Here is a 20754-nt window from a genome sequence, read left to right on the forward strand (position 1 = left end):
ATCGCCAGCTGACAGGCCCGGCTCCAGCCGGCGAACGCGGTGGGCCGCCAGCTACACCACGCTTGGGGACACGATCCGCCGCGAGACTGCAAAGCCATGTCCATCGCTGTTTGAACCGTGAAACCGCCTCACCCGCCGTCGTCGTCCCGGACAAGCCGTGACGCGCGCCAGCGCGGCATGGCGCCGATCCAGGACCCATACGCGGCGGCGACGCGAGATGCGAAAAGCCAATCGCCGGCGCGTTTCGAACCGCTCCCTGGGGGTATGGATCCCGGTTCAAGGGCCGGGACGACAGCCGAGTTTGTTGCCGCAATCAAAACCATTTCCCGGCACATGCATGAGACAACCGAACAAGGAATTGAGACGGCTCGGCAGCCATGCACCTGATCGTGATGATCCCGCTTTGGACAACCGCTCCTCTGCGATTGCAACTGCGCCGTTTGCTGTTATGGAAACGCGGCTTCAACGGGGGGTAAGATGATTTGGAAATTGCGTTTGGCTGGTCTTGCGCTGGCGACCGTCGTGATGGCGCAGCCCGCTTTGGCCGCCGATGATCCGACCGGCACCTGGCTGACCCAGGCGGGCGACGCCAGGATCAAGGTCGCCAAATGCGGCGCCAATCTCTGCGGCACCGTCGTGTGGCTGAAGGAGCCGATGGACACCGACACCGGCAAGCCGGCCGTCGACAACAAGAATCCCAATCGCGCGCTGGCCAACCGCCCGATCATCGGCCTGCAATTGTTCGAAGGCGTTCACTCGGAGGGGCCGAACAAATGGTCCGGCAAGATCTACAACGCCGATGACGGCCAGAGCTACACCAGCCACATCTCCGTCTCCGGCCCGGATACGCTGAAGGTGGAAGGCTGCGTCGGATCGCTGTGCGGCGGCGAGACCTGGACCCGCGCGCGCTGATCACTCTCAGGCGACCGCGGCCTTCAGCGCGGTCGCAGCCGATGCATAGCCGCCTCGCGCGCCGTCGATGAAGTGGACGTGATCCGGCCGGATCGCGGACGGCGTGAAGCAGGTCATCATCGCGGCATCTTGCCGATGCAGCCCGTAGCGGACGATGGCACGCGAAGCCGCCGCGCCGAGCCGGCGCTCCAGCTCCTGCGCGAGCTCGTCGGTGCAGTCGAGGATCATGCGCAACGCATCGTCATATTTGCGGAAGTCGGAATTCTCGACCACCTGCTGCTTGTAGAGATCCGGCACGAAGCCGCCGATGCTGATGTTGAACCGCATCACGGCATAGACGAACAGCGTACGTCCGAGCACGCGGGCCCAGCGCGACAACAGCGGTCCGCGCGCGGCGCGGACCTCGTAGCCAAATCCCTGCGGCGGCCATCGCAACGCCGGCGCGCCGGCCGGCACCGGCCGCCCGGCATCGGGGCTGCGCTCGGTGAGGGTGATGATCTCCTCGATCACCTTGCGATAGGCCTGCGCATCCGCGCCGGGAGCCGGCAGCACCAGCACCGACAGGATGACCCCGCGCGCCGCCGGAATCTCCTCGAAGCGGCACGAGAGTCCGGACAGATCGGGCTGCGCACCGGACGGCGCCGGGGGAATCGCGAACTCGCCCCGCTTCATCGCGGCCTCGGCCCAGCCCACTCCGCCGCCCGCGAACATCGCATAGGACAGATTGGCCGACGGACCGTAGCGCGCCACGCGGACATCGAGCCCCTGCGCGCGGATCGCCGTCACGGGCACCAGCGCGACGCGCATCGCGAGAGCGAGATCCTCCCTGACCCAGGTCGCGGTGGCGGCAAGGGCTTCGCGCGCGGCCGCTTCGTCATCCGGGCTGACGGCGAAGCTGGCGCCGTCACCGCCGAACACGAACGGGAATTCGCGCCCCTCCAAGGCATTGGTGACCGCGGCGATGACCGCCGCCCCGGCCATGTTGACCGCCTTGTAGCGCCTGTCGGCGATCGCCTTGGTCGACTCGACGATGTCGGCCGTGCCGATCAGCCAGTCGTCCGGCACCGGCTGGTAGAGCTGCGGCTCCATCAGGCGCGCGAAGCCGCGAAACACCGGGATCGAGGCATAGTAGTCCGCAGCACTGGTCTTCGACATCGAGAGGCATCCATCCGGGGTGCGCGTCCAATGAGGAGCTACGTTCCTTCCTGTCAAGCGGGTTCAGGCAGCGATATTCGGCAACGGACGTGTCGCCAGGCTTGCGCCGCGTTATCGTTCTGTCGGGCTCGACGTGCTAGCCTTTCACCATCATGGCCGACTCCTCCCCCGTTCCACAACTCGCCGCCCGCGCGCTCCAGATCGCGGACCGCATCAATACCGCCGGCTTCGAAGGCCAGGTGCTGTCGGCGACGCCGCTTGCGGTCCGCATCGGCGAGACGGGAGTCGCCGTGGTCTTCCGCTACGGCGTCGTCGTCTTCATCGGCCTGTCGGTGGCCGAGGAGATCAACTTCCTCGACCGGCTGAGCGCGCGGCTGTTCGGCCCGATCGCGCCCCACGAGGAAGAGACGGCCAAGGTCCAGGTCGCGCGCGAATCCGACGAGCCGATCCCGGTCGGCGGCCCGGTCCTGGTCAAGGAATTGTCGCTGGAGCGACTGCTCATCGTCGCCGATGCGCTGGCGAAGAGCGTCGTGCTCGGCCGCAGCGAGCGCGAGATCGCCAACGTGTTCGACACCATCGAGCCGTTCGCGCGCGAGCTGGCGATGCTGGGACGAACATCGAAGAGCCGGGTGGCGATGCTCAAGCTGCTCGGCGAGGCGCTGCTGGTGCAGCACCGCGTCTCCGGCCGCGTGGCCGTCGGCGAAAAGCCGGACGTGTTGTGGGACCGGCCAGATCTGGAGCGGCTCTATGCGCGGCTCGAGGACGAGTATGAGCTGAAAGAGCGCGAGGACACCCTCAACCGCAAGCTCGCGGTGATCGCCGAGACGGCGACCACGCTCGCCGACATCATCGACACCAAGCGCTCGCTGCGGCTCGAGGTCATCGTCGTCATCCTGATCGCCTGCGAGATCGTGCTCGGCTTCTATGAGATCTTCGCCCGCGGCGGGCACTGACGATGGAGCTGCCGCACGCCTGACGACTGACGGCGCTGCATTCAGCGATGGTTCAGGCGCGACATGGAACTTTCGCATGGGCGCGATGAGCGATGCAGGGGATATCGAACCATGACGTGGGTGGGGAGCTTGCCACGGCCGCCGGCGGCCGGCAGCCACGAGGTGTGGCGAGCGCCCCGCCGCCGGTGCGGCGATGCTGGTCCGGCAATGCCGTCACACCAGCGCCCTGACGTTCCAGGTCGCATGACGGACCCCGGCGAGCTTCGCCAGCTCGGACACGACGCGGTCGAGATCGACCGTATCGACCGCGAGCGGCACCAGCGTCGCGACGATCTCGACGATGTCCTCGGAGCGATAGACGACCTCGGTCTCCCGCACCGGGTATTTGGCCGCCTCCAGCCGCTCGTCGAGCGCCTCGCGCAGCTCGGCGGCGCGCAGCCCGTCGGTGGTCAGGACGATCTCGTAGTGCGCCTCCGACGTCTGCGCATTGAGCGGGATGCGATCGATCGCGTTGACCAGCGGCCGCAGCAGCGTGTTGCCGGCCAGCACGAACACGGTCAGCGCCACCGATTGCGCGATCAGGTCGGCGCCGGCGCAGGCGCCGACCGCGGCGGACGCCCACAGCGTCGCCGCGGTGTTGAGCCCGCGGACGTTCATGCCCTCCTTCATGATCGTGCCGGCGCCGAGGAAGCCGATGCCCGACACCACATAGGCGATGATCCGCACCGCGCCGTCGGCGCCGGTCAGGCGGTTGCCGAGATCGACGAAGGCGGCCGCGCCGACGGCGACCAGCACGTTGGTGCGCAGGCCGGCGCTGCGCTGCCGGTATTGCCGCTCGGCGCCGATCAGCGTGGCCAGCACGAAAGCTGCGAACAGGCTGACGAGCGTATCGAGGAAATCATAGACTTGGAAAGTGTGGAGGAATCGCATGGGCTTGCTGACTGTCTGCAGTATTAAGCTCCGTGGCCTGCCTGGCAGCAGCGACACGCATGGCATCCGGCGGCGGAACCGCCGCGAGAGGCTGCTTTCTTAGGACGTCCTTGATCGAAATCAAATCCCAGTCCCTCCCGCATACTTTAGGCTGATATGATCAACAGGCAGATGACGTCCGGCAAACACATGACGCCATTCTCCGACGTCCGCAGGGATCACAGCCCGGCCGTCCGGCTGGGACATGATGCGGTGAGTGCGGTGAAGCTGTCCCAGGAGCTCACCGCCGAGATCGACGCCTGGGCGGAGGCTCACCAGATGACACGCTCCGACGCCATCGGCCAGTTGCTCACGATCGGCCTGCATGCATCGCGGCCGGCAGCAGCCGGGCAGCCCACGTCGCGGGATCCCGTCGCCATCGAGCAGAATGCGATCCGGCTGATCGATCGGATGCTCGATCCGAGTCTGTCGGCCGAGGAGCGCCAGCGGCGGATTCGCCGCCTGATCGAAGGTCCTGCGGAATTCGCCAATGAACGGATCGACCTGCCGCGGCATCCGGGCTGACGCGAACGGTTCAGGCGGCCGAGCGCGCCACCACGGCCTCATAGATGTCGTCCTCCTGCGCCGTGTGCATGCGCACTAGCGTCTCGATCGCCTCGATCACCCGTTGCGCATCGCGGATCAGATAGCGGTCCACATGCTCGGACGGCAGATCCTCGACCAGCCGGCCGAGCAGCCGCGCCAGATGCAGGATCTCGCGATGCGCCCGGCTCATCGCCGACAGGCCATGGCTCTCCTGCAGGAGCCGCGCGAGCTTCGGATAGACCGATCCTTCGTCGTCGCGCTCATGCGCCACGACCTTGTCCTGCACCAAGCCGTTTGCCTCCATGATCAGCGCCACGGCGCCGTCCGGCGAGGCTTCGTCGAGCGCATCGACGATCGAGCGCAGGCGGTCGAGGCCGCGCAGCAGCGCCTGGTGATCATGCCTGAGCCCTCGGCCGTCTTCGGCCGTGATCCGGCCGGCCTTGCTGCGTCCAGCCGGGAACAGAGCGCGGAGCGCGTTCAGGATGACGGCAACGTCGATGGCCTCCTGGACCAGGGCCGCAGGTACCGGCTGCAGCAGCCCGAAGGCGGCGGCCCCCATCGCGACGAACGACAGGCCCATGCCGGCGAAGATGCTCTCCAGGGCGACGCGTCGGGCGCGCTGCGCGATCACGATCGCCTCGCCGACCCGATCGAGCCGATCGGCCAGAATGACCACGTCGGCGGCTTCCGACGAGGCGCTGGCGCCGCGGGCGCCGAGCGCGATGCCGACATCGGCGCAGGCCAGCGCCGGGGCGTCGTTGATGCCGTCGCCGACCATGATGGTGGGATGCAGCCGCTGCTCGCTCCTGACCGCCTCCACCTTGTCGGAGGGGACACGGTCCGCCAGCACGGCGTCGAGATCGAGCGCCGCGCCGATCGCCTGCGCGGCCGCGGCGCGGTCCCCGGTCACCATGACCATGCGCGCGATGCCGGCCTCGCGCAGCCAGCGGATCGCCCGCGGCGTGTCCGCGCGCAGCTCGTCCGCCAGCAGCAGCGCCCCGATCGGGCGCCCCTCGATCGCAACGAAAACGATCAGGGCCGAACGCCATGACGCCCGGCGGATCGCGCGCGAAGCCCAAGCCGGCGGCGTGCGGCTGCCGAGCACAAGGTCGCGCGAGCCGGCCATCACAGGGCGGCCATCGATCAGCCCTTCGAGGCCCGAGCCCATCGTCTCCCTGACCTGTTCGGGCACCTTCAGCTTCAGCCCGCGGGCCTGGCCGGCCTGAACGATCGCGTGCGCCACCACGTGGTGCGAGGCCTGCTCGAGCGATGCGCAGAGCAGCAGCACCGCATCGGCGTCCTCGCCCGGTGCCGCGTCGACCGAGAGCAGCCGCGCGCCGCCGACGGTCAGCGTGCCCGTCTTGTCGAACAGCACGGTATGGGCACGCGCGAGCGCCTCGAGCTTGCCGCCGCCTTTGACCAGAATGCCGCTTCGGGCCGCCTGCGCCACGCCCGCAATGAAAGCGACGGGTGCGGCGAGAATCAGCGGGCACGGCGTTGCCGCCACCAGCACGGCAAGACTCCGGATCAGATCGCCCGAGGCCAAATAGGCGGCCCCCGCAATAGCGAGGCTTACGGGCAGGAAGATCAGCGCGTAGCGGTCGGCAAGCCGCACGAACGGCGCTTTCGCGGTCTGGGCCGTCGTCACCAGCTTGACGATGCCGGCATAGGTGCTTTCGCCCGCGGTCGCCGTGACCGCCATTTCGAACGTGTCGCCGGCGTTCACCGATCCCGACAGGATCGCCATCCCGCGCGTCTTCATCACCGGGATGGGCTCGCCCGTGAGCGCCGACTCGTCGACGACGGCGATGGTTGTTTCGACCATGCCGTCGACCGGGACGATCTCGCCGGCGCGGACCATCAGGCGATCACCGACCGCGACGCTGGCGATCGGAACGTTGTCGATCTCATCGCCACGACGGCGATGCGCCTCGCGCGGCGCGCGATCGACCAACGCGCGCAGATCGTGCTCGGCGCGGGCGACGGCAATGTCCTCCAGCACGTTGCCGCCGGAATACATCAGCGCCACGACAGCGCCGGCCAGCGGCTCGCCGAGGATGATCGCCGCGCTCATCGACACCAGCGCGATCGCGTCGACGCCGATGCGGCCGGCCAGGAAATCGCGGACGATCGAGACGATCAGCCCCAGGATGACAGGAACGGTCGAGGCCGTGAACGCGATCCCGGCAAGATCGGGGCGACCGAGCACATGCGCGAGGCCGCCCGCGGCGAGGCCCGCGATTGCGATCACGACGAGGGTCCACCGCAGAATGCGCTCGAACATGGATACCGGTTCCGGATTGCGCCGGCACTATCGCTGCTGCCGCCCGTCGGACGCTTGAGCGAAATCAACGGCGAGAGCGACCGATCGCCGCAAATGGCCTCAGGCGGTATTGCCTGCGTCGACCGTCAGCACGGTGCCGGTAACATTGCGCCCGCCGTCGCCGAGCAGGAATTCAACCATCGCGGCCACGTCATGCGTCTCCGGCAGCCGCCGCAACGCGCTGCGGCCGGCGATGCGCCGCTGCTGCTCCTCGTCCATGCTCTGCGTCAGCTCGGTGGCGATGAAGCCCGGCGCGATCGCGTTCACGGTGATGCCGACCTTGCCGACCTCGCGCGCCAGCGAGCGCGTGAAGCCGTTGGCGGCCGCCTTGGTCGCGCCATAGACGGACAGGCCGTTATAGCCGGTAGAGGCGATGATCGAGGAGATGTTGATCACCCGGCCCTCGCCCGCGGCCATCATGTGACGAACGACGTATTTCGTCAGGATCATCGGCGCCAGCACGTTCAGCCGCACCAGTGCCTCGATCTCCGAATTGTGCATGGTCGCGAGCAGGCCCTCGGTGCCGAGACCGGCATTGTTGACGAGACCATAGAGCGGACCGAACTCGTCGCGCACCGACTTCACGAAGGCCGGTAGTTCATCAACGATGCTGAGGTCACAGGCGCGGAAATGAATGCCGGCGCTGCTGGCGCTGAACTCGGCCATCGCGGCGCGCAGTTCGTCGCTCTCCCGGCGGGCCACCGCGATGACGTCATAGCCCGCTCCCGCGAGCCTGCGCGCAATGGCGAGCCCGATGCCACGGCTGCCGCCGGTGACGAGAACATTATGCATCGGCGCGCGCCAGCTTGCCGGCCGGTGTGACGTCGAGCGCTGACACGACGCGGATCATCGCCGGCACCTTGTGGGCCGCGAGACGCGCGCGACACGCGGCGAGGATCTCATTGCGGACCGTCTCACTCCGCGCCGGATCGGCATCCGCCGTCAGCACGACCTCGGCGACGACGATGCCGCCGGTGATCGGGCTGCGTCGCGACTTGGCGCGCGACATCCGCACCTCCGGATGGCCATTGATTACGGCTTCGATTTCTTCCGGATGGACCTTGAGCCCGCCGACATTGATGATGCCGTTGCGGCGTCCGACGAAGTAGTAACGATCGCCGCGCAGCTCGACCATGTCGCCGGTGTCGACATAGCCGTCCGTATCGGTCAAGGCAGCCGCAGCGCGTCCGACATAGGCGTGCGCCGCGCGCCTGGAGCGGATGCGCAGCGAGCCGTCGACGACCTTCATGTCGACGGCCCCGCGGCCCTCGCCGAGCAGCGTCGCAGGAAAACCCTCCAGCCCATCATTGACCGCGAAGCCGACGCCGGCCTCCGTCGAGGCGTAGGCATGACCGATCGAAGCGCCGGGAAATGCCTGCTTCAATCCGTCGAGCACAGCCTGGTCGGCGATCTCGCCGGAGAGACGCACGTAGCGCGGCGCAAAGCCTTCCACCGACCCACTCATCAGCAGCTTGCGCCAATGCGACGGCGTTCCGGACATGTGAGTGACGCCGCGTGCGTCGAGGCGCGCGATGTGGTCCGTGAGCCCCTCGCCCGGATCCGACAGCACCATCGAGCCGCCGCCGACGATGGCGCGCAGGAAGATCTGCAGGCCGCCATAGCGGCGAATGTCGTAGAAGGTCGCCCACACCGGCATCGCTTCGCCAGGTACGGGGCGGTCGCCGATGATGGCGCCGCACAGGCCCTCGAGCGTATGCCCGACAATCTTCGGCACGCCCGACGTGCCTGATGTCAGCATCAGCCATTCGGTGGCGCGCACCGTCTGCACGACCACGGCAGAAGGCCGCGGCAGGGCGACCTCGATCACGAGATCGACGCCGCAAGCGCCGAAACGCTGGACCTCATCGGTCACGATGACGTCGATGTCAGCATCGGCGATGATGCTGGCGAGATGCTCGCCCTTGAGATCCGGCGGACACAACAGGATGCGTCGTGCGACGCCGTCGATCTCGATCAGCGCGAGGCCGGCGAGGAGCTGGCCGGAGGTCGCCAGCAGCACCGAACGTCCGTTGAGCTCTGCGGCGCGGCCGCCGAGGCAGCTTCCGCGCGACAGCTCGGCGAGCGATAGGACGTGACGCGGATCGGAGATCGTCCGCTCGGTCAGCGCCGCCCCGAGATGGTCGCGAAGGGCGAAGATCTCACGCGGGGACATTCTCATAGGCCCCGATGAAGTCGCCTATCGTGTTGGGGAACGTCACATCCTCGGACAGGGTGAACGGATCGACGCCGAGATCGTCCTCGAGACGGGCGACCAGGATGGCGAAAGCGAGCGAGTCGAAGCCGGTCTCGTGCAACGTCAGCTCGTCGGTCAGCGGCGGCAGCTTGACCTTCTGCTCGTCCGCAATCTGCTTGATCGCTGCAATAATTCTTAACCGTACCGACATGGGCCAATCCGCTCACTGTTCAAACGATGAAACCGACCATAGGACGAGAAGGTGAAGGAAGCCGGACTTGCCAGTCATCTTTCGGGACCGTTGGTAAATACCCATCATGGCCTATGATTAAAATCATCTACAAACGAACCTCGCCGGCGAGGATCCGCGCATGGAGATCCCGATCGAGCAGGCAATAGGCACCCGTCCCGGCGTCGCGCACGTAGAGCGGCTCATGCACGATCGACGGATCGAAGCCGTCGCGCATCAGCGCCTGCTTCTTCTGCTTGAATGTTTCGGTCGACTGCAGCGACGACGTGATGCGGAGCGCCACCGGCCGCGCATAGGGCGGCAATCGGCGGGCAAGTTCTAGAGAGAGGCGATCGAGATCGAAGCTGTCGCCGACGACGAGCGCAGCCATGCCGGCGCGTCCGTCCCTGCCGGGCACGACGACACCATAGGTCGATGCTTCCAACACGCCGGGACATTGCAGGATCGCCTCGTTCACCTCGCTGGTCGCGACGTTCTCGCCCTTCCAGCGGAAGGTGTCGCCGAGACGATCGACGAAATAGAAGAAGCCCTGGTCGTCCTGGCGCATCAGGTCACCGGTGCGGAACCAGGCATCGCCCTTGGCGAAGACGTCGCGCAGGATCTTCTTCTCGGTCTCGCCTGTATCGGTATAGCCTTCGAAGCGGCCGCCTCCCTGGTCCGCCGTACCGATGCGGCCAATGGCCTCGCCGATCTCGCCGCGCGCGCAGACCAGGCACCGCCCGTCAGCTCCGCGCAAGGGTGCGCGCTGGTCGGCATCCAGCTTGATGATTTCGGCGGGAAAGCGATGCGCAAGCAGCGACGGCACGCGCCCGATCGATCCCACCCTGCCCTCGACATTGTAGAGTGAGAAGTTGCCTTCGGTCGCGGCATAGAATTCCAGCACCTGGGGGATGGCGAAGCGCGCCTGGAACGCCTCCCAGACGTCGCCGCGCATTCCGTTGCCGCAGGCGAGCCGCAGCCGATGGGCGCGGTCGAAATCGGATGGCGCGGCGGCCAGCAGATAGCGGCAGAGCTCGCCGATATATTGCACCAGCGTGCAATCGTGACGGACGATGTCGCGCCAGAAATTGCTCGCCGAGAATTTCTCCGCGAGCACCGCCGCACCGCCGGCGCGCAGCATGCTACAGGGCGCGACGATGCCGCCGACGGAATGATAGACCGGCAGACAGTCATAGAGGCGATCGTCGGGACCTGCGCCGGTGAGGCCGGCAAACCAGCCACCCCAGTTCATGATGCGGCGATGGCTGATACTGGCGGCCTTGGGCAGGCCCGTCGTGCCGGAGGTGTAGATCAGCAGCGCGCGGTCGTTGATCGTCACGGCGCGGCGCTCGGTTGCGTCGAGCGCGTGCGTATCCATCGCGGCGACCGCGACGTCGAGATCGCCGCCGTCGGCAACCCAGACACGCGGCCCGCCCGTGATCACCGGCGCAACCTCCGTATAGGCTTCGTGCAAGTCCTTGGAGACGATCACATGGACTGGCCGAGCCACATTGATGCAATGCGCGAGCGACGGTCCGACGAGATTGGCGTTGATGAGCGCAACCACGCCGCCGACGCGGCTGATCCCAAGCCAGGCGGCCAGGTAGTCGGGCCGGCTCGGCATCATCAAAGCGATCGTGTGGCCAGGCCCGATGCCGTTGGCCAGCGCCCAGCGGGCGTATCGGTTGATGCGCGCAGACAGGGCGGAATAGCTCAGCGTCTCGCGATCGGAGATCAGCGCCGGCCGTTCGGGCTGCTTCGCGGCCCAGTCGTCCACCACGTCGGCGAACAGCCGCGCCGGCTCTGCCTCGATGCGCGAGGTCAGCTCGATCGCCTTCAGCCAGATCTTCGCCGCCGACGGCTTCCGAGGGGCCGTGCTGAGTTCCACAGATCGATCCGACTGCCCGGAGTTCATGAACGCCCTCACCCCAATTCGGCGTGCTTATAGGCCGGGTGGCCTGACCGGCCGTTAATCGGGAGGGTTAACCGGCCGAGAGTGCGTCGTTGTTGATGCGAATGCGATCCTTTACGAAGTTCTCGGAAATGCCGGTTAGCGTACCGCTCCCAGAACATGCCAACGCGAAGGCCGGCATGCCCAAGGACACGATGACACGACGCGCCTTGCTGCGCTGCGCCGCCTGGAGCAGCGTTGCAGCCATGACTTCGACCACGGCGTTCGCCGGAGTTGATGCGCCCTATCCGGCTCGGCCCGTCACCTGGGTCATTCCGTTTGCTCCGGGCGGGGCCACCGGCCGGCTGTCGCTCTTGATCTGCGACCGGCTGACCCGCCGACTGGGCCAGCCCTTCGTGCTCGATCACCGGCCGGGTGCGGGCGGCGCGACCGCCACCAAGAGCGTCGCGAGCGCCGCGCCGGACGGCTACACGATCCTTGCGACCTCGACCGCCAACGTCATTACGGCCTCGACCGACGGCTCGCCCGGCGCCGAGGGCGATCTCATCCCCGTCGCCGGCATGGCGCGCATGCCGCTGCTGCTGCTGGTCAGCCGGCAGCTGCCGGTCGAGACGCTGCCGGAATTCCTGGCCTATGCGAAGGCCAACCCGGGCAAGCTCAGCGTCGGCTCCGCCGGTCCTGGCACCGTCCAGCTGCTGTCGGCCGAGCTGTTCCGGACCCTCGGCGGCATCACCTGGTCCGTCGTGCACTATCGTGGCTCGGGGCCTGCCCTGACCGACCTCGCCTCCGGCCATATCCACGCGATGTTCGACAACGCCGCTTCCGCCGTCGACCTCCTGCGCAGCGGCAAGGTCCGGGCGCTGGCCGTCACGACGCGCGAGCACGCCGCCGCCTTCCCCGATCTGCCGCCGGTCGCCGACGTGCTGCCGACGTTCGAAACCTCCGGCTTCTATGGCGTCGCGGTGCCGCACGGCACGCCGAAAGCCATCGTCGAGCTGCTCAACCGCGAGATCAACGCCGCGCTGGCCGATCCCGACATCAGCAGGCAGTTCGCGGAGGTCGGCGCCACGCCGCTCACCGGCGACGTCGGCGTCTATGCCGCGACCTACCGCGCCGAGATCATGCACTGGCGCAAGCTGGTCCCGCAGGTGAGCGCGAAGAACTGACCTCCGCGCCCGGCGACCCGCCTGCCTCAGGCCCCCGCGACGCCCAGCAGCACCAGCCGGTTGAGACGGGCCGCGAAGGCGGCCGGATCCTCCGGCAGTTCGCCGTCGAGGATCTGCGCCTGTTCGAGCAGCAGGAACGACAGATCGTCGACCTTGGCCTTGTCGGCGGCGGCCTTGGCGACCGCCACGACCAGCGGATGGCGCAGATTGATCTCGAGGATCGGCTTGGTGCGCGCCCCGCGCGCCTGCTGCGACAGGATGCGCTCCAGCTCGCGATCCGGACCATGGCTGCCGGCCACCAGGCACGACGCGCTGGTGGTGAGCCGGGTCGAGACCTTCACGTCGGTGACGTGGTCGCCGAGGCTCGCCTTGATCAACGCGATCGTGTTGGCTTCGTCGGCCGCCGGCTGCGCCTCGTCCGCTTGCGTCGGCTCGGTTACCGGGATCGGGTCGAAATTGATGTCGCCCTGGCTCAGCGACTTCAGCGGCTTGCCGTCGAACTCCAGCCGTGCCGAGGTCCAGAACGCATCGACCGGATCGGTGAGGAGCAGCACCTCGACGCCGCGCGCCTTGGCGGCCTCGAGCCGCGGATTGGACTTCAGCCGCTCGATGCTGTCACCAACCAGGAAATAGATCTCGGTCTGGTTCTCCTTGAGACCCTCGACATACTGCTTCAGCGAGCGCCGCTCGCCCGATGTCGTGGTGAAGCGCGACAGCGCCAGCAGCTTGTCGCGGCGCTCGAAATCCTCGTACAGGCCTTCCTTGATCACGGCGCCGAACGAATCCCAGATCTTGTCGAAGTTTTCGGCATCCTTGTCGGCGAGCTGCTCCAGCTCGCCGATCACGCGCGTGGTCACGGCCTTGCGGATCTGCGCCAGCTGCGGATTGTTCTGCAGCATCTCGCGCGACAAATTGAGCGGCAGGTCCTCGCTGTCGATCACTCCGCGGATGAAGCGCAGATAGGCCGGCATCAGGTCGGCGTCATCGGTGATGAAGACGCGGCGGACATAGAGCTTGACCTTGCCCTTGCGCGCCGGCTCGAACAGGTCGAACGGCTTGGTCGACGGCGCGAACAGCAGCACCGCGTAGGAATAGCGGCCCTCGGCGCGGTAGTGCAGCGTCATCGCCGGCTCGTCGAACGCGTGCGCAATCGACTTGTAGGCCTTGCTGTAGTCCTCGGACGTCAGCTCGGACTTCGAGCGCTGCCACAGCGCGCTGGCGGAGTTGATCTGGCGCGGCTCGCCCTCCTCCGGCACCAGCATGATCGGAAACTGGATGTTGTCGGAATAGGCGGTGACGATGCGCTCGATCTCATAGGTTTCGAGATATTTCTTGGCGTCGTCCTTGAGGTGCAGCACGATCTCGGTGCCGCGCGTCACCCGCTTGGCATCCTCCTCGGACGCGGGCGCGACCTCGAAGCCCGCGCCGCCCGACGAGGTCCAGGTCCAGACCTCGCTGCCGCCGGCACGGCGGCTGATCACGACGATGCGGTCGGCGACCATGAAGGCCGAGTAGAAGCCGACGCCGAACTGGCCGATCAGGCCGGTGCCGTCCTTGGCCTCGGCCAGCTTCTGCACGAACGCCTTGGTGCCGGAGCGGGCGATGGTGCCGAGATGGTCGATCAGTTCCTGGCGCTCCATGCCGATGCCGCTGTCGGCGATGGTCAGCGTATCAGCGGCCTTGTTCGGGATGATGCGGATCTGCGGCGCCTCGCCGTCGCCGATCAGATCGGGTCTGGCGATCGCCTCGTAACGCAGCTTGTCACAGGCGTCCGAGGCGTTCGAAATCAGCTCGCGCAGGAAAATGTCGGTCTCGGAATAGACCGAATGCACCATCAGATGGAGCAGCTCGGAGACTTCGGCCTGGAAGGAATGGCTAACGGTGGCGGTGTCGGTCATCGTCGTACGTTGGCCCATGCTATCAGGGGTGGAGAGAGACCGTCGATATAGCGCGGCGGCGGCACCGATCAAGCCTTTCGGCCGGGGGGATCATCGAGCGATCGTTCGGCGGCCGCGAGCAGCTTGTCGATGACCGTGTCGAGGGTCGCGATCTCGGCGGCCGAAAGCACGCTCAGCAGCTCCGCCTCGCGCGCCAGCGCATGGGACACGATTCTGCGGTACAGCGCCCGCCCGGCGGCCGTCAGCGCTACGATCCGCTCGCGGCCGTCCTCGGGATCGCGGCTGCGGCTGACGATGCCGCGCGCCTCCAGGCTCTGCATGGCGCGGCTGACGTTCATCTTGTCGAGCGTCGTCAGCCGGCCGATCTGCTTGGTCGGCAGCCGCGGCTGCTCGCCGAGCGCCGCGAGGATCCGCCATTCCTGGCGCGACAGCGCGAACCTGTCGCCGTAGACCTCCGCCACCGCCAGCGACACCTGCTCGGCGAGCCGGGCCAGCCGGTAGGGAAAATAGCGCTGCAATCGGAGCTCGCGCTCCGTGGCCGCCTCGCCCTGCTTGCGGTCCCGCATGTCGCTGGCCAGCTTCGTCATCGCGTCCTCTGCCCTCGTCCGTTCCGGGCGCTCGCCCCTGGCGACCTCAATCCGATCCCATCGGGTTGATCTGGATCAAGGCGACCAGATCGTATCATCCGTTACCATCTTGCCAACCACGAACATGGGAGGAGAAGACATGCAGATCGAGAAGATCCATCACGTCGCCTATCGCTGCGTCGACGCCAAGGCCACGGTCGAGTTCTACAAGAAGGTCCTCAACATGGACCTGCTCGGCGCCATCGCCGAGGACAAGGTGCCCTCGACCAAGGCGCCCGATCCATACATGCACATCTTCCTGGATGCGGGAAACGGCAACATCCTCGCCTTCTTCGAGCTGCCGAACTCGCCGCCGATGGGCCGCGATCCGAACACCCCGGAATGGACCCAGCACATCGCCTTCCAGGTCAAGGACATGGAGGAGCTGGAAGAAGCCAAGGCGCGCGCCGAGGCCGCCGGCCTCGACGTCGTCGGGATCACCGACCACACCATCTTCAAGTCGATCTATTTCCATGATCCGAGCGGCCATCGGCTGGAGATCGCGGCCTGGACTGCAACGCCCGAGCAGATCGCGCGGATGAAGTCGGTCGCCCACGCCATGGTCGACGAATGGGCGACCACCAAGAAGCCGCCGCGGCACACCGCCTGGATGCACGAGAAGGAATTCGCAGGCAGCGACTGAGCGATTGCTCGTCCCGACAGTCCCGACCGCAACGCGCCAGGCGAGGCAGCCATGAGCAACTATGTCTATCCGCGATTTCCCTATGTCTGCTCGGTAGAGCAGCGCAGCGGCGAGACCCGCCGCCATCCGATCGTCGTGATCGGCGCCGGGCCGATCGGCCTGACGGCGGCGCTCGATCTCGCCGCCCGCGGCCAGCCGGTGGTCGTGCTCGACGACAACGACACCGTCAGCATCGGCTCTCGCGCCGTGTGCTACGCCAAGCGCCCGCTCGAGATCTGGGATCGGCTCGGCTGCGCCGCGCCGATGGTGGAAAAGGGCGTGAGCTGGAACATCGGCAAGGTGTTCTTCCGCGACCAGCTCTCTTATCAATTCGATTTGCTGCCCGAGCCCGACCATCGCTGGCCGGCAATGATCAACCTGCAACAATACTATCTCGAGGAGATTCTGGTCGATGCCTGCAACAGGACTCCGCTGATCGATCTGCGCTGGAAGCATCGGCTCGTCAGCCTCAAGCAGACCGACGACTTCGCGCAGCTCGCGGTGGAGACGCCGGACGGCATCTTCACCATGGAGGCGCAGTGGGTGATCGCCTGCGACGGCGCCAATTCCGATACGCGGCGCATGGTCGGCGCCGAGTTCACGGGCCAGTTCTTTCAGGACCGCTTCCTGATCGCCGACGTCAGGATGAAGGCGGAGTTTCCGACCGAGCGCTGGTTCTGGTTCGATCCGCCGTTCCATCCGGGGCAGTCGGTGCTGCTGCATCGCCAGTCCGACAACATCTGGCGCATCGACTTCCAGCTCGGCTGGGACGCCAATCCGGACGAGGAGAAGAAGCCCGAGCGCGTGATCCCACGCATCCGGGCCATGCTCGGCGAGAGCACCGAATTTGAGCTCGAATGGGTGTCGATCTATCAGTTCGCCTGCCGCCGGATCGACAATTTCCGTCACGGCCGCGTCCTCTTCGCGGGCGACGCGGCGCACCAGGTGTCGCCGTTCGGCGCCCGCGGCGCCAACACCGGCGTGCAGGACATCGACAACCTCGCCTGGAAGCTGGCAATGGTGCTGCGCGGCGAGGCGCCGGAGAGCCTGATCGACAGCTATCACGAGGAGCGCGCCTTTGCCGCCGACGACAACATCCTGAACTCGACGCGCGCGACCGATTTCATCACGCCGAAGACGCAAGCGAGTCGCCTTTACCGCGACGCCGTGCTCGACCTCGCACAGAACCACAGCTTTGCGCGGCCGCTGGTCAACAGCGGCCGGCTGTCGACGCCGACGCCCTATGTCGCGTCGTCGTTGAATACGCCTGACGGCGGCAACGTCCCCGGCGCGATGACGCCTGGCACCAATGCCGCCGATGCACCGGTGACGATCGCGGGCGAGCCCGGCTGGTTGCTGAACTGTCTCGGCTCCAGCTTCACCGTGGTCACGTTCGACCCCGCCGTGACGGCCGAGCAGCTCACCATCGACGGCATCACGGCGCAGGTGATCGTCGTCGGTCGCGACATCGCCGATGCCACGGGCCTGCTCGCGGCACGATACGGCGCCTCGCCCGGCACGACCTATCTGTTCCGTCCCGATCAATATGTCACCGCCCGCTGGCCGCAGTTCGACGGGGACGCGATCACGGACGCGGTTCGGCGCGCCTGCGGCAGGCGCGGCGCGGTCCAGCAGGAGCTTGCAGCATGAGCCTGACCCTCACCCCGAACATCAGCGATCCCGACGACTTCTATGCCGAGCTGATCGGCGGCCAGCGCGACCTCGGCGAGGACGAGGCGCTGCGCATGAACGCCAGGCTGGTGCTGCTGCTCGCCAACCATATCGGTGACCGGGCGATCCTGAGCGAGGCGATCCGGCTGGCAAGGTCGCCCGCCGGCTGACGCAGGCCGCAACACGTCACATCGGCAGCCGGCTTTGATCCGGATCAAAGCCGTTTCTCCGCATTTTGCGGCAGACAGAGAGACCAGCCGGCGAGTCGTGCGCCGGCGCAGAGTCCGCTCGCTTGCGCACGTTGCGGCTCCCGATCCGATCCCGGTCGGTTTCATTGTGACAACATCATAATGTCACGCCACCTTCACCGAGGCCCTCTACGTCTTCGCCTCGTTCCACAACGGCACGGGGATTCGCATGTCGCGCTACTACAAGACGCTGCAGACGCAGCGCTTCGACGACTATCGCTACTATCATCAGAGCCGGATCAATCAGACGCTGCACCTGGTCAGCGCCGTGATCTTCCTCGTGTGCTATGCGCTGCTGTTCAAGGATCCGGCGATGGCCGGCCTGGTCGGCTGGCTCGCGATGCTGACGCGGCAGACCGGGCACTTCTTCTTCGAACCGAACGGCTATGACCACGTCAACGGCGTCAGCAACGACTACAAGGAGGCGGTCAAGGTCGGCTACAATCAGACCCGCAAGATCGTGCTGCTGACGGTGTGGGGCCTGGTGCCGGTGGCGCTGTTCGCGTTTCCGACGCTGTTCGGCCTGTTCGCCGAGCCGACCGGCCGGATGGACTTCGTCCGCCACGTCGGCCTGCTCTGGCTCGCGGTCGGCATCGGCGGCGGCCTGTTTCGCATCATCCAGCTGTTTGCAATGCAGGATGTCTCGACGGGCTTGATCTGGGCCTTCAAGGTGCTGACCGACCCGTTCCACAATATCGCGCTGTATTGGAAGTCGCCGCTGGCGCTGCTGCGCGGCGAGCTGATCGATCCGACCATCAAGGACGCCTCGCATTGGGGCGCCGCCGAGGACGAGGCCGAAGAAGCTGCGCATCTCACCTGATCGCGAGTTCCCGCCGCCGGCCGATCCTGCGGCGGGAGTCCTCGAACAGACGGGCTGCAACAACATGGAACAACTCTCCTACTGCGCCGTTGCGGGCTTAGTGCTGGTGGCCTTCAGGAGCTTTCCATGTGTGACTACAGCCTCCATACTGTTGCTTCCCGTGACGCCAAGACTGCCGACGTGCTGGTCTCCTGTCGATTTCCCGGCACGGAGACCCGCGGCTTCTGCACCAAGGACGACCCGTTGACCGCCGTCTGCCTGCGGCCGGGCACGGAGCTCGCCTTCGAAGACGATGTCCGCATCAAGGGCTTCTTCTTCCGGCGCAAGGTCGGCGCCCATCTCGCCCGCTTCCGGCAGGTCGACACCAACAAGCCGACCGAACATCACGATGCGCTCGAATTCTCCAATGGCCGAATCGTCAAGGTCACCGACCTCGCCACCGGCCAGCGGGCTCGCGTGCTGCAGATGCCGGCCGATCCGGCTGCCCGGCGCACGACCGTACCGCTCACGATCGAGCTGCGGGCGACGCAGCTCTGAAAACGTCGACATGGCCGGCGTCAGCGCCGCGGCGGCGCTGGCGTCGGGCATGGCCAGCTGAAGACAATGCGCGTCGTCGGAGGCTGCGGACCCGCCCCCTGATGACATCCTGAACATGTAATCTTGCATGCGTGTTCGCGATCCCGCGGCACGATCGGTGCCCGAGTGATGCGGCAGTCGTCCCTCTGAAAATGAGAGGGCGCGGGGGAGGCCGGTTGTCAGGCCCGACCTGTGGTGACTGCCGCCTGCTTTTCTTGTTGCAGGCGGGCCATGGGCCGCGGTCAGCACCCGGCCTTCCCCGCGCGATCGGTTTTAACGGTGTCCTTCGCGCTCTCCCTGGGGATCGGCGTTCTTGCCCCCATCGCCCGCCCCGAGCCGTCACAGCATCGAAAGCGAACTTGACCTCAGCGTCGAGAGGCCAGGACCACACGACTTCGCCGTCCGCGCCGGACCGCGCTCGTCTGGCGCAGCCGTCACGTCCATCGCAGCCCACCTCCACGTTCGTGACGACGCGTACGTCCCTCTGCACGAGGCGGGATGGGGAGAGAAAAACATGATTTCGGAAAAATAGCAACAAAAATCTTTTTCTCGGTGGCCTCGACGGGGCGATCGCGCTGAAGCAGCGATCAAGACCTGCGTTTTGGCCCGCGCTTCGCTGTGCAGCAGCGAGCGCAGCAAGCAACTGACCGCATCCATTGGACGGATCAAACGTCGTGGCTCTCGCGCGCGTTGCCGGCTATGATGGAGTGGTATGACCGCTTCATCCGACAGATTGCCCGCCGGTGGCTTCGCTTCTCTCGTCCCCGAGCTCGACGTCAGTGACCTCGATGCGAGCAAGAGCTTCTGGTGCGATCTGCTGGGCTTTCGGATCGCCTATCAGCGTCCCGAAGACCGCTTCACGTATATTGAGTTGCAGGGCGCACAGGTGATGCTGATGCAGCACAACGGCAACTGGGAGACCGCCCCCCTCGAACGACCGTTCGGACGGGGGATCAATTTCCAGATCGATGACATCAGGCCGTTGCTGGCCGCGCTTGAACAAGGGAACTGGCCGCTATTCGAAGAATGTCGCGAAGCCTGGTACCGGATGGGCGAGCGGGCACACGGCCAACGCCAGTTTCTGGTGCAGGATCCCGACGGCTACCTGCTGCGCTTCGCGCAGGAGCTGGAATTGAAATAGGCGGCCCGCACGCGGTCTAGTCTCTCGCCATGAACGCCCACCCGAAAGCCCACTCCGTGCAGCTCATCATCTTCGATTTCGACGGCACGCTGGTCGACAGCCGGGCCCTGATCCTCGAATGCCATCGCATCGTGTTCACGGACTTCGGGCTGCCGGTGCCTAGCGCGCAGGACAGCTTGGCGCTGATCGGCCGCTCCCTGGAGCTCGTGCTCGCCGAGCTCGCCGGCGACGGCGCTCCAATCATGAGCATGGTGCAGGCCTATGGCCGGGTGCTGCCGCAGCTACGCGGCGATGCCGCCTTTGCCGAGCGGCCGTTCGATGGAATCGGCGAGCTGCTGGGCGCCCTGAGCTGCAGGCCCGGCACCGTGCTTGCGATAGCGACCGGACACACCTCAAAGGCCGTCGTGCCGGCGCTCGAAGTGCTCGGCTGGCGCGATCGGTTCAGCACCATTCAGGCGGCAGACAAGGCACCGTCGAAGCCGCATCCCGGCATGTTGCTGCAGGCGCTGGCTGAGACCGGCGTCGCGGCTGATGATGCCGTCTTCATCGGCGACACCAGCTTCGACATGCTGATGGCAAAGGCTGCAGGCGTCCCCGGCATCGGCGTCACCTGGGGCTATCACACCGCGGAGCAACTCGCCGCGGCCGGTGCAAGCCGTATCGTGACCACGGTGGCCGAACTACGGCGCTGCCTCGACGACGCACTGTAGCACCAGCCTCCAGCGCCCAGTCT

Annotated in this window: 20 protein-coding genes; 11 read left to right on the forward strand and 9 right to left on the reverse strand. The window is 66.6% G+C overall.

What is annotated here, in order from left to right; genetic code table 11:
- Positions 1-477 precede the first annotated feature (477 nt).
- The gene (locus QW863_RS34360) at positions 478-912 is read left to right on the forward strand and encodes a DUF2147 domain-containing protein (RefSeq protein WP_315716527.1); all 435 of its coding nucleotides are present in this window, start codon (positions 478-480) and stop codon (positions 910-912) included.
- Positions 913-918: 6 nt separating this feature from the next.
- Here QW863_RS34360 and QW863_RS34365 read toward each other — a convergent pair whose 3' ends face one another.
- The gene (locus QW863_RS34365) at positions 919-2067 is read right to left on the reverse strand and encodes a DUF3095 domain-containing protein (RefSeq protein WP_315769953.1); all 1149 of its coding nucleotides are present in this window, start codon (positions 2065-2067) and stop codon (positions 919-921) included.
- Between the two features lie 152 nt (positions 2068-2219).
- Here QW863_RS34365 and QW863_RS34370 point away from each other — a divergent pair, with 152 nt between their 5' ends.
- Positions 2220-3020, forward strand: coding sequence for an RMD1 family protein (locus QW863_RS34370; RefSeq protein ID WP_409977997.1), 801 nt, complete (start codon positions 2220-2222; stop codon positions 3018-3020).
- A 213-nt stretch (positions 3021-3233) separates the two neighbouring features.
- Here QW863_RS34370 and QW863_RS34375 read toward each other — a convergent pair whose 3' ends face one another.
- Positions 3234-3950 carry an MgtC/SapB family protein gene (locus QW863_RS34375; RefSeq protein WP_315716525.1) on the reverse strand — a complete coding sequence of 239 codons (717 nt, stop codon included), beginning with the start codon at positions 3948-3950 and terminating at the stop codon, positions 3234-3236.
- A 156-nt stretch (positions 3951-4106) separates the two neighbouring features.
- Between QW863_RS34375 and QW863_RS34380 the strand changes: the two genes are divergently transcribed.
- Positions 4107-4514 carry a hypothetical protein gene (locus tag QW863_RS34380; protein ID WP_315716524.1) on the forward strand — a complete coding sequence of 136 codons (408 nt, stop codon included), beginning with the start codon at positions 4107-4109 and terminating at the stop codon, positions 4512-4514.
- A gap of 10 nt (positions 4515-4524) precedes the next feature.
- Here the strand turns inward: QW863_RS34380 and QW863_RS34385 are convergent, their stop codons facing one another.
- From QW863_RS34385 to QW863_RS34405, 5 genes are all read right to left on the reverse strand, one after another.
- Positions 4525-6819 carry a heavy metal translocating P-type ATPase gene (locus QW863_RS34385; RefSeq protein WP_315716523.1) on the reverse strand — a complete coding sequence of 765 codons (2295 nt, stop codon included), beginning with the start codon at positions 6817-6819 and terminating at the stop codon, positions 4525-4527.
- Positions 6820-6918: 99 nt separating this feature from the next.
- Complete coding sequence (locus QW863_RS34390) at positions 6919-7650, reverse strand: SDR family NAD(P)-dependent oxidoreductase (RefSeq protein ID WP_315716522.1); 732 nt, start codon at positions 7648-7650, stop codon at positions 6919-6921.
- A complete protein-coding gene (locus tag QW863_RS34395) occupies positions 7643-9031 on the reverse strand; it encodes an AMP-binding protein (RefSeq protein ID WP_315716521.1) in 1389 nt (462 codons plus the stop codon). The genes QW863_RS34390 and QW863_RS34395 overlap by 8 nt, the downstream gene beginning before the upstream one ends.
- Entirely contained in the window at positions 9018-9263 is a 246-nt protein-coding gene (locus tag QW863_RS34400; protein ID WP_315716519.1) for an acyl carrier protein, read from the reverse strand. Before QW863_RS34400 ends, QW863_RS34395 begins: the two co-directional genes overlap by 14 nt.
- Before the next feature lie 127 nt (positions 9264-9390).
- Positions 9391-11196, reverse strand: a complete 1806-nt coding sequence (locus QW863_RS34405) for a long-chain-acyl-CoA synthetase (protein WP_315716518.1) — start codon at positions 11194-11196, stop codon at positions 9391-9393.
- A gap of 176 nt (positions 11197-11372) precedes the next feature.
- Here QW863_RS34405 and QW863_RS34410 point away from each other — a divergent pair, with 176 nt between their 5' ends.
- Positions 11373-12359, forward strand: coding sequence for a tripartite tricarboxylate transporter substrate binding protein (locus QW863_RS34410; RefSeq protein WP_315716517.1), 987 nt, complete (start codon positions 11373-11375; stop codon positions 12357-12359).
- A 26-nt stretch (positions 12360-12385) separates the two neighbouring features.
- Here the strand turns inward: QW863_RS34410 and htpG are convergent, their stop codons facing one another.
- Both htpG and QW863_RS34420 read right to left on the reverse strand, forming a co-directional pair.
- Entirely contained in the window at positions 12386-14257 is a 1872-nt protein-coding gene (htpG, locus tag QW863_RS34415) for a molecular chaperone HtpG (protein WP_315716516.1), read from the reverse strand.
- A 68-nt stretch (positions 14258-14325) separates the two neighbouring features.
- Positions 14326-14844, reverse strand: coding sequence for a MarR family winged helix-turn-helix transcriptional regulator (locus tag QW863_RS34420; protein ID WP_315716515.1), 519 nt, complete (start codon positions 14842-14844; stop codon positions 14326-14328).
- Between the two features lie 139 nt (positions 14845-14983).
- Here QW863_RS34420 and QW863_RS34425 point away from each other — a divergent pair, with 139 nt between their 5' ends.
- The 7 genes from QW863_RS34425 (at position 14984) to QW863_RS34455 (ending at position 20731) form a co-directional block, all read left to right on the forward strand.
- Positions 14984-15526 (forward strand): VOC family protein, encoded by a 543-nt coding sequence (locus tag QW863_RS34425; RefSeq protein ID WP_315716514.1) that lies wholly within the window; start codon positions 14984-14986, stop codon positions 15524-15526.
- 51 nt (positions 15527-15577) lie between these two features.
- The gene (locus tag QW863_RS34430; protein ID WP_315716513.1) at positions 15578-17215 is read left to right on the forward strand and encodes an FAD-dependent oxidoreductase; all 1638 of its coding nucleotides are present in this window, start codon (positions 15578-15580) and stop codon (positions 17213-17215) included.
- Complete coding sequence (locus QW863_RS34435; RefSeq protein WP_315716512.1) at positions 17212-17406, forward strand: DUF2783 domain-containing protein; 195 nt, start codon at positions 17212-17214, stop codon at positions 17404-17406. The genes QW863_RS34430 and QW863_RS34435 overlap by 4 nt, the downstream gene beginning before the upstream one ends.
- Before the next feature lie 247 nt (positions 17407-17653).
- Entirely contained in the window at positions 17654-18304 is a 651-nt protein-coding gene (locus tag QW863_RS34440) for an Mpo1-like protein (RefSeq protein WP_315716511.1), read from the forward strand.
- Between the two features lie 126 nt (positions 18305-18430).
- On the forward strand, positions 18431-18841 hold the full coding sequence (locus QW863_RS34445; RefSeq protein WP_315716509.1) for a hypothetical protein: 411 nt from the start codon (positions 18431-18433) through the stop codon (positions 18839-18841).
- 751 nt (positions 18842-19592) lie between these two features.
- Positions 19593-20021: a VOC family protein gene (locus QW863_RS34450; protein ID WP_315716508.1), complete on the forward strand. Its 429-nt coding sequence runs from the start codon at positions 19593-19595 to the stop codon at positions 20019-20021.
- Between the two features lie 56 nt (positions 20022-20077).
- A complete protein-coding gene (locus QW863_RS34455) occupies positions 20078-20731 on the forward strand; it encodes an HAD-IA family hydrolase (RefSeq protein ID WP_315716507.1) in 654 nt (217 codons plus the stop codon).
- The last annotated feature ends 23 nt before the right edge of the window (positions 20732-20754 follow it).

The sequence above is a fragment of the Bradyrhizobium sp. SZCCHNR1017 genome, from assembly GCF_032381375.1.
Lineage (GTDB): Bacteria > Pseudomonadota > Alphaproteobacteria > Rhizobiales > Xanthobacteraceae > Bradyrhizobium.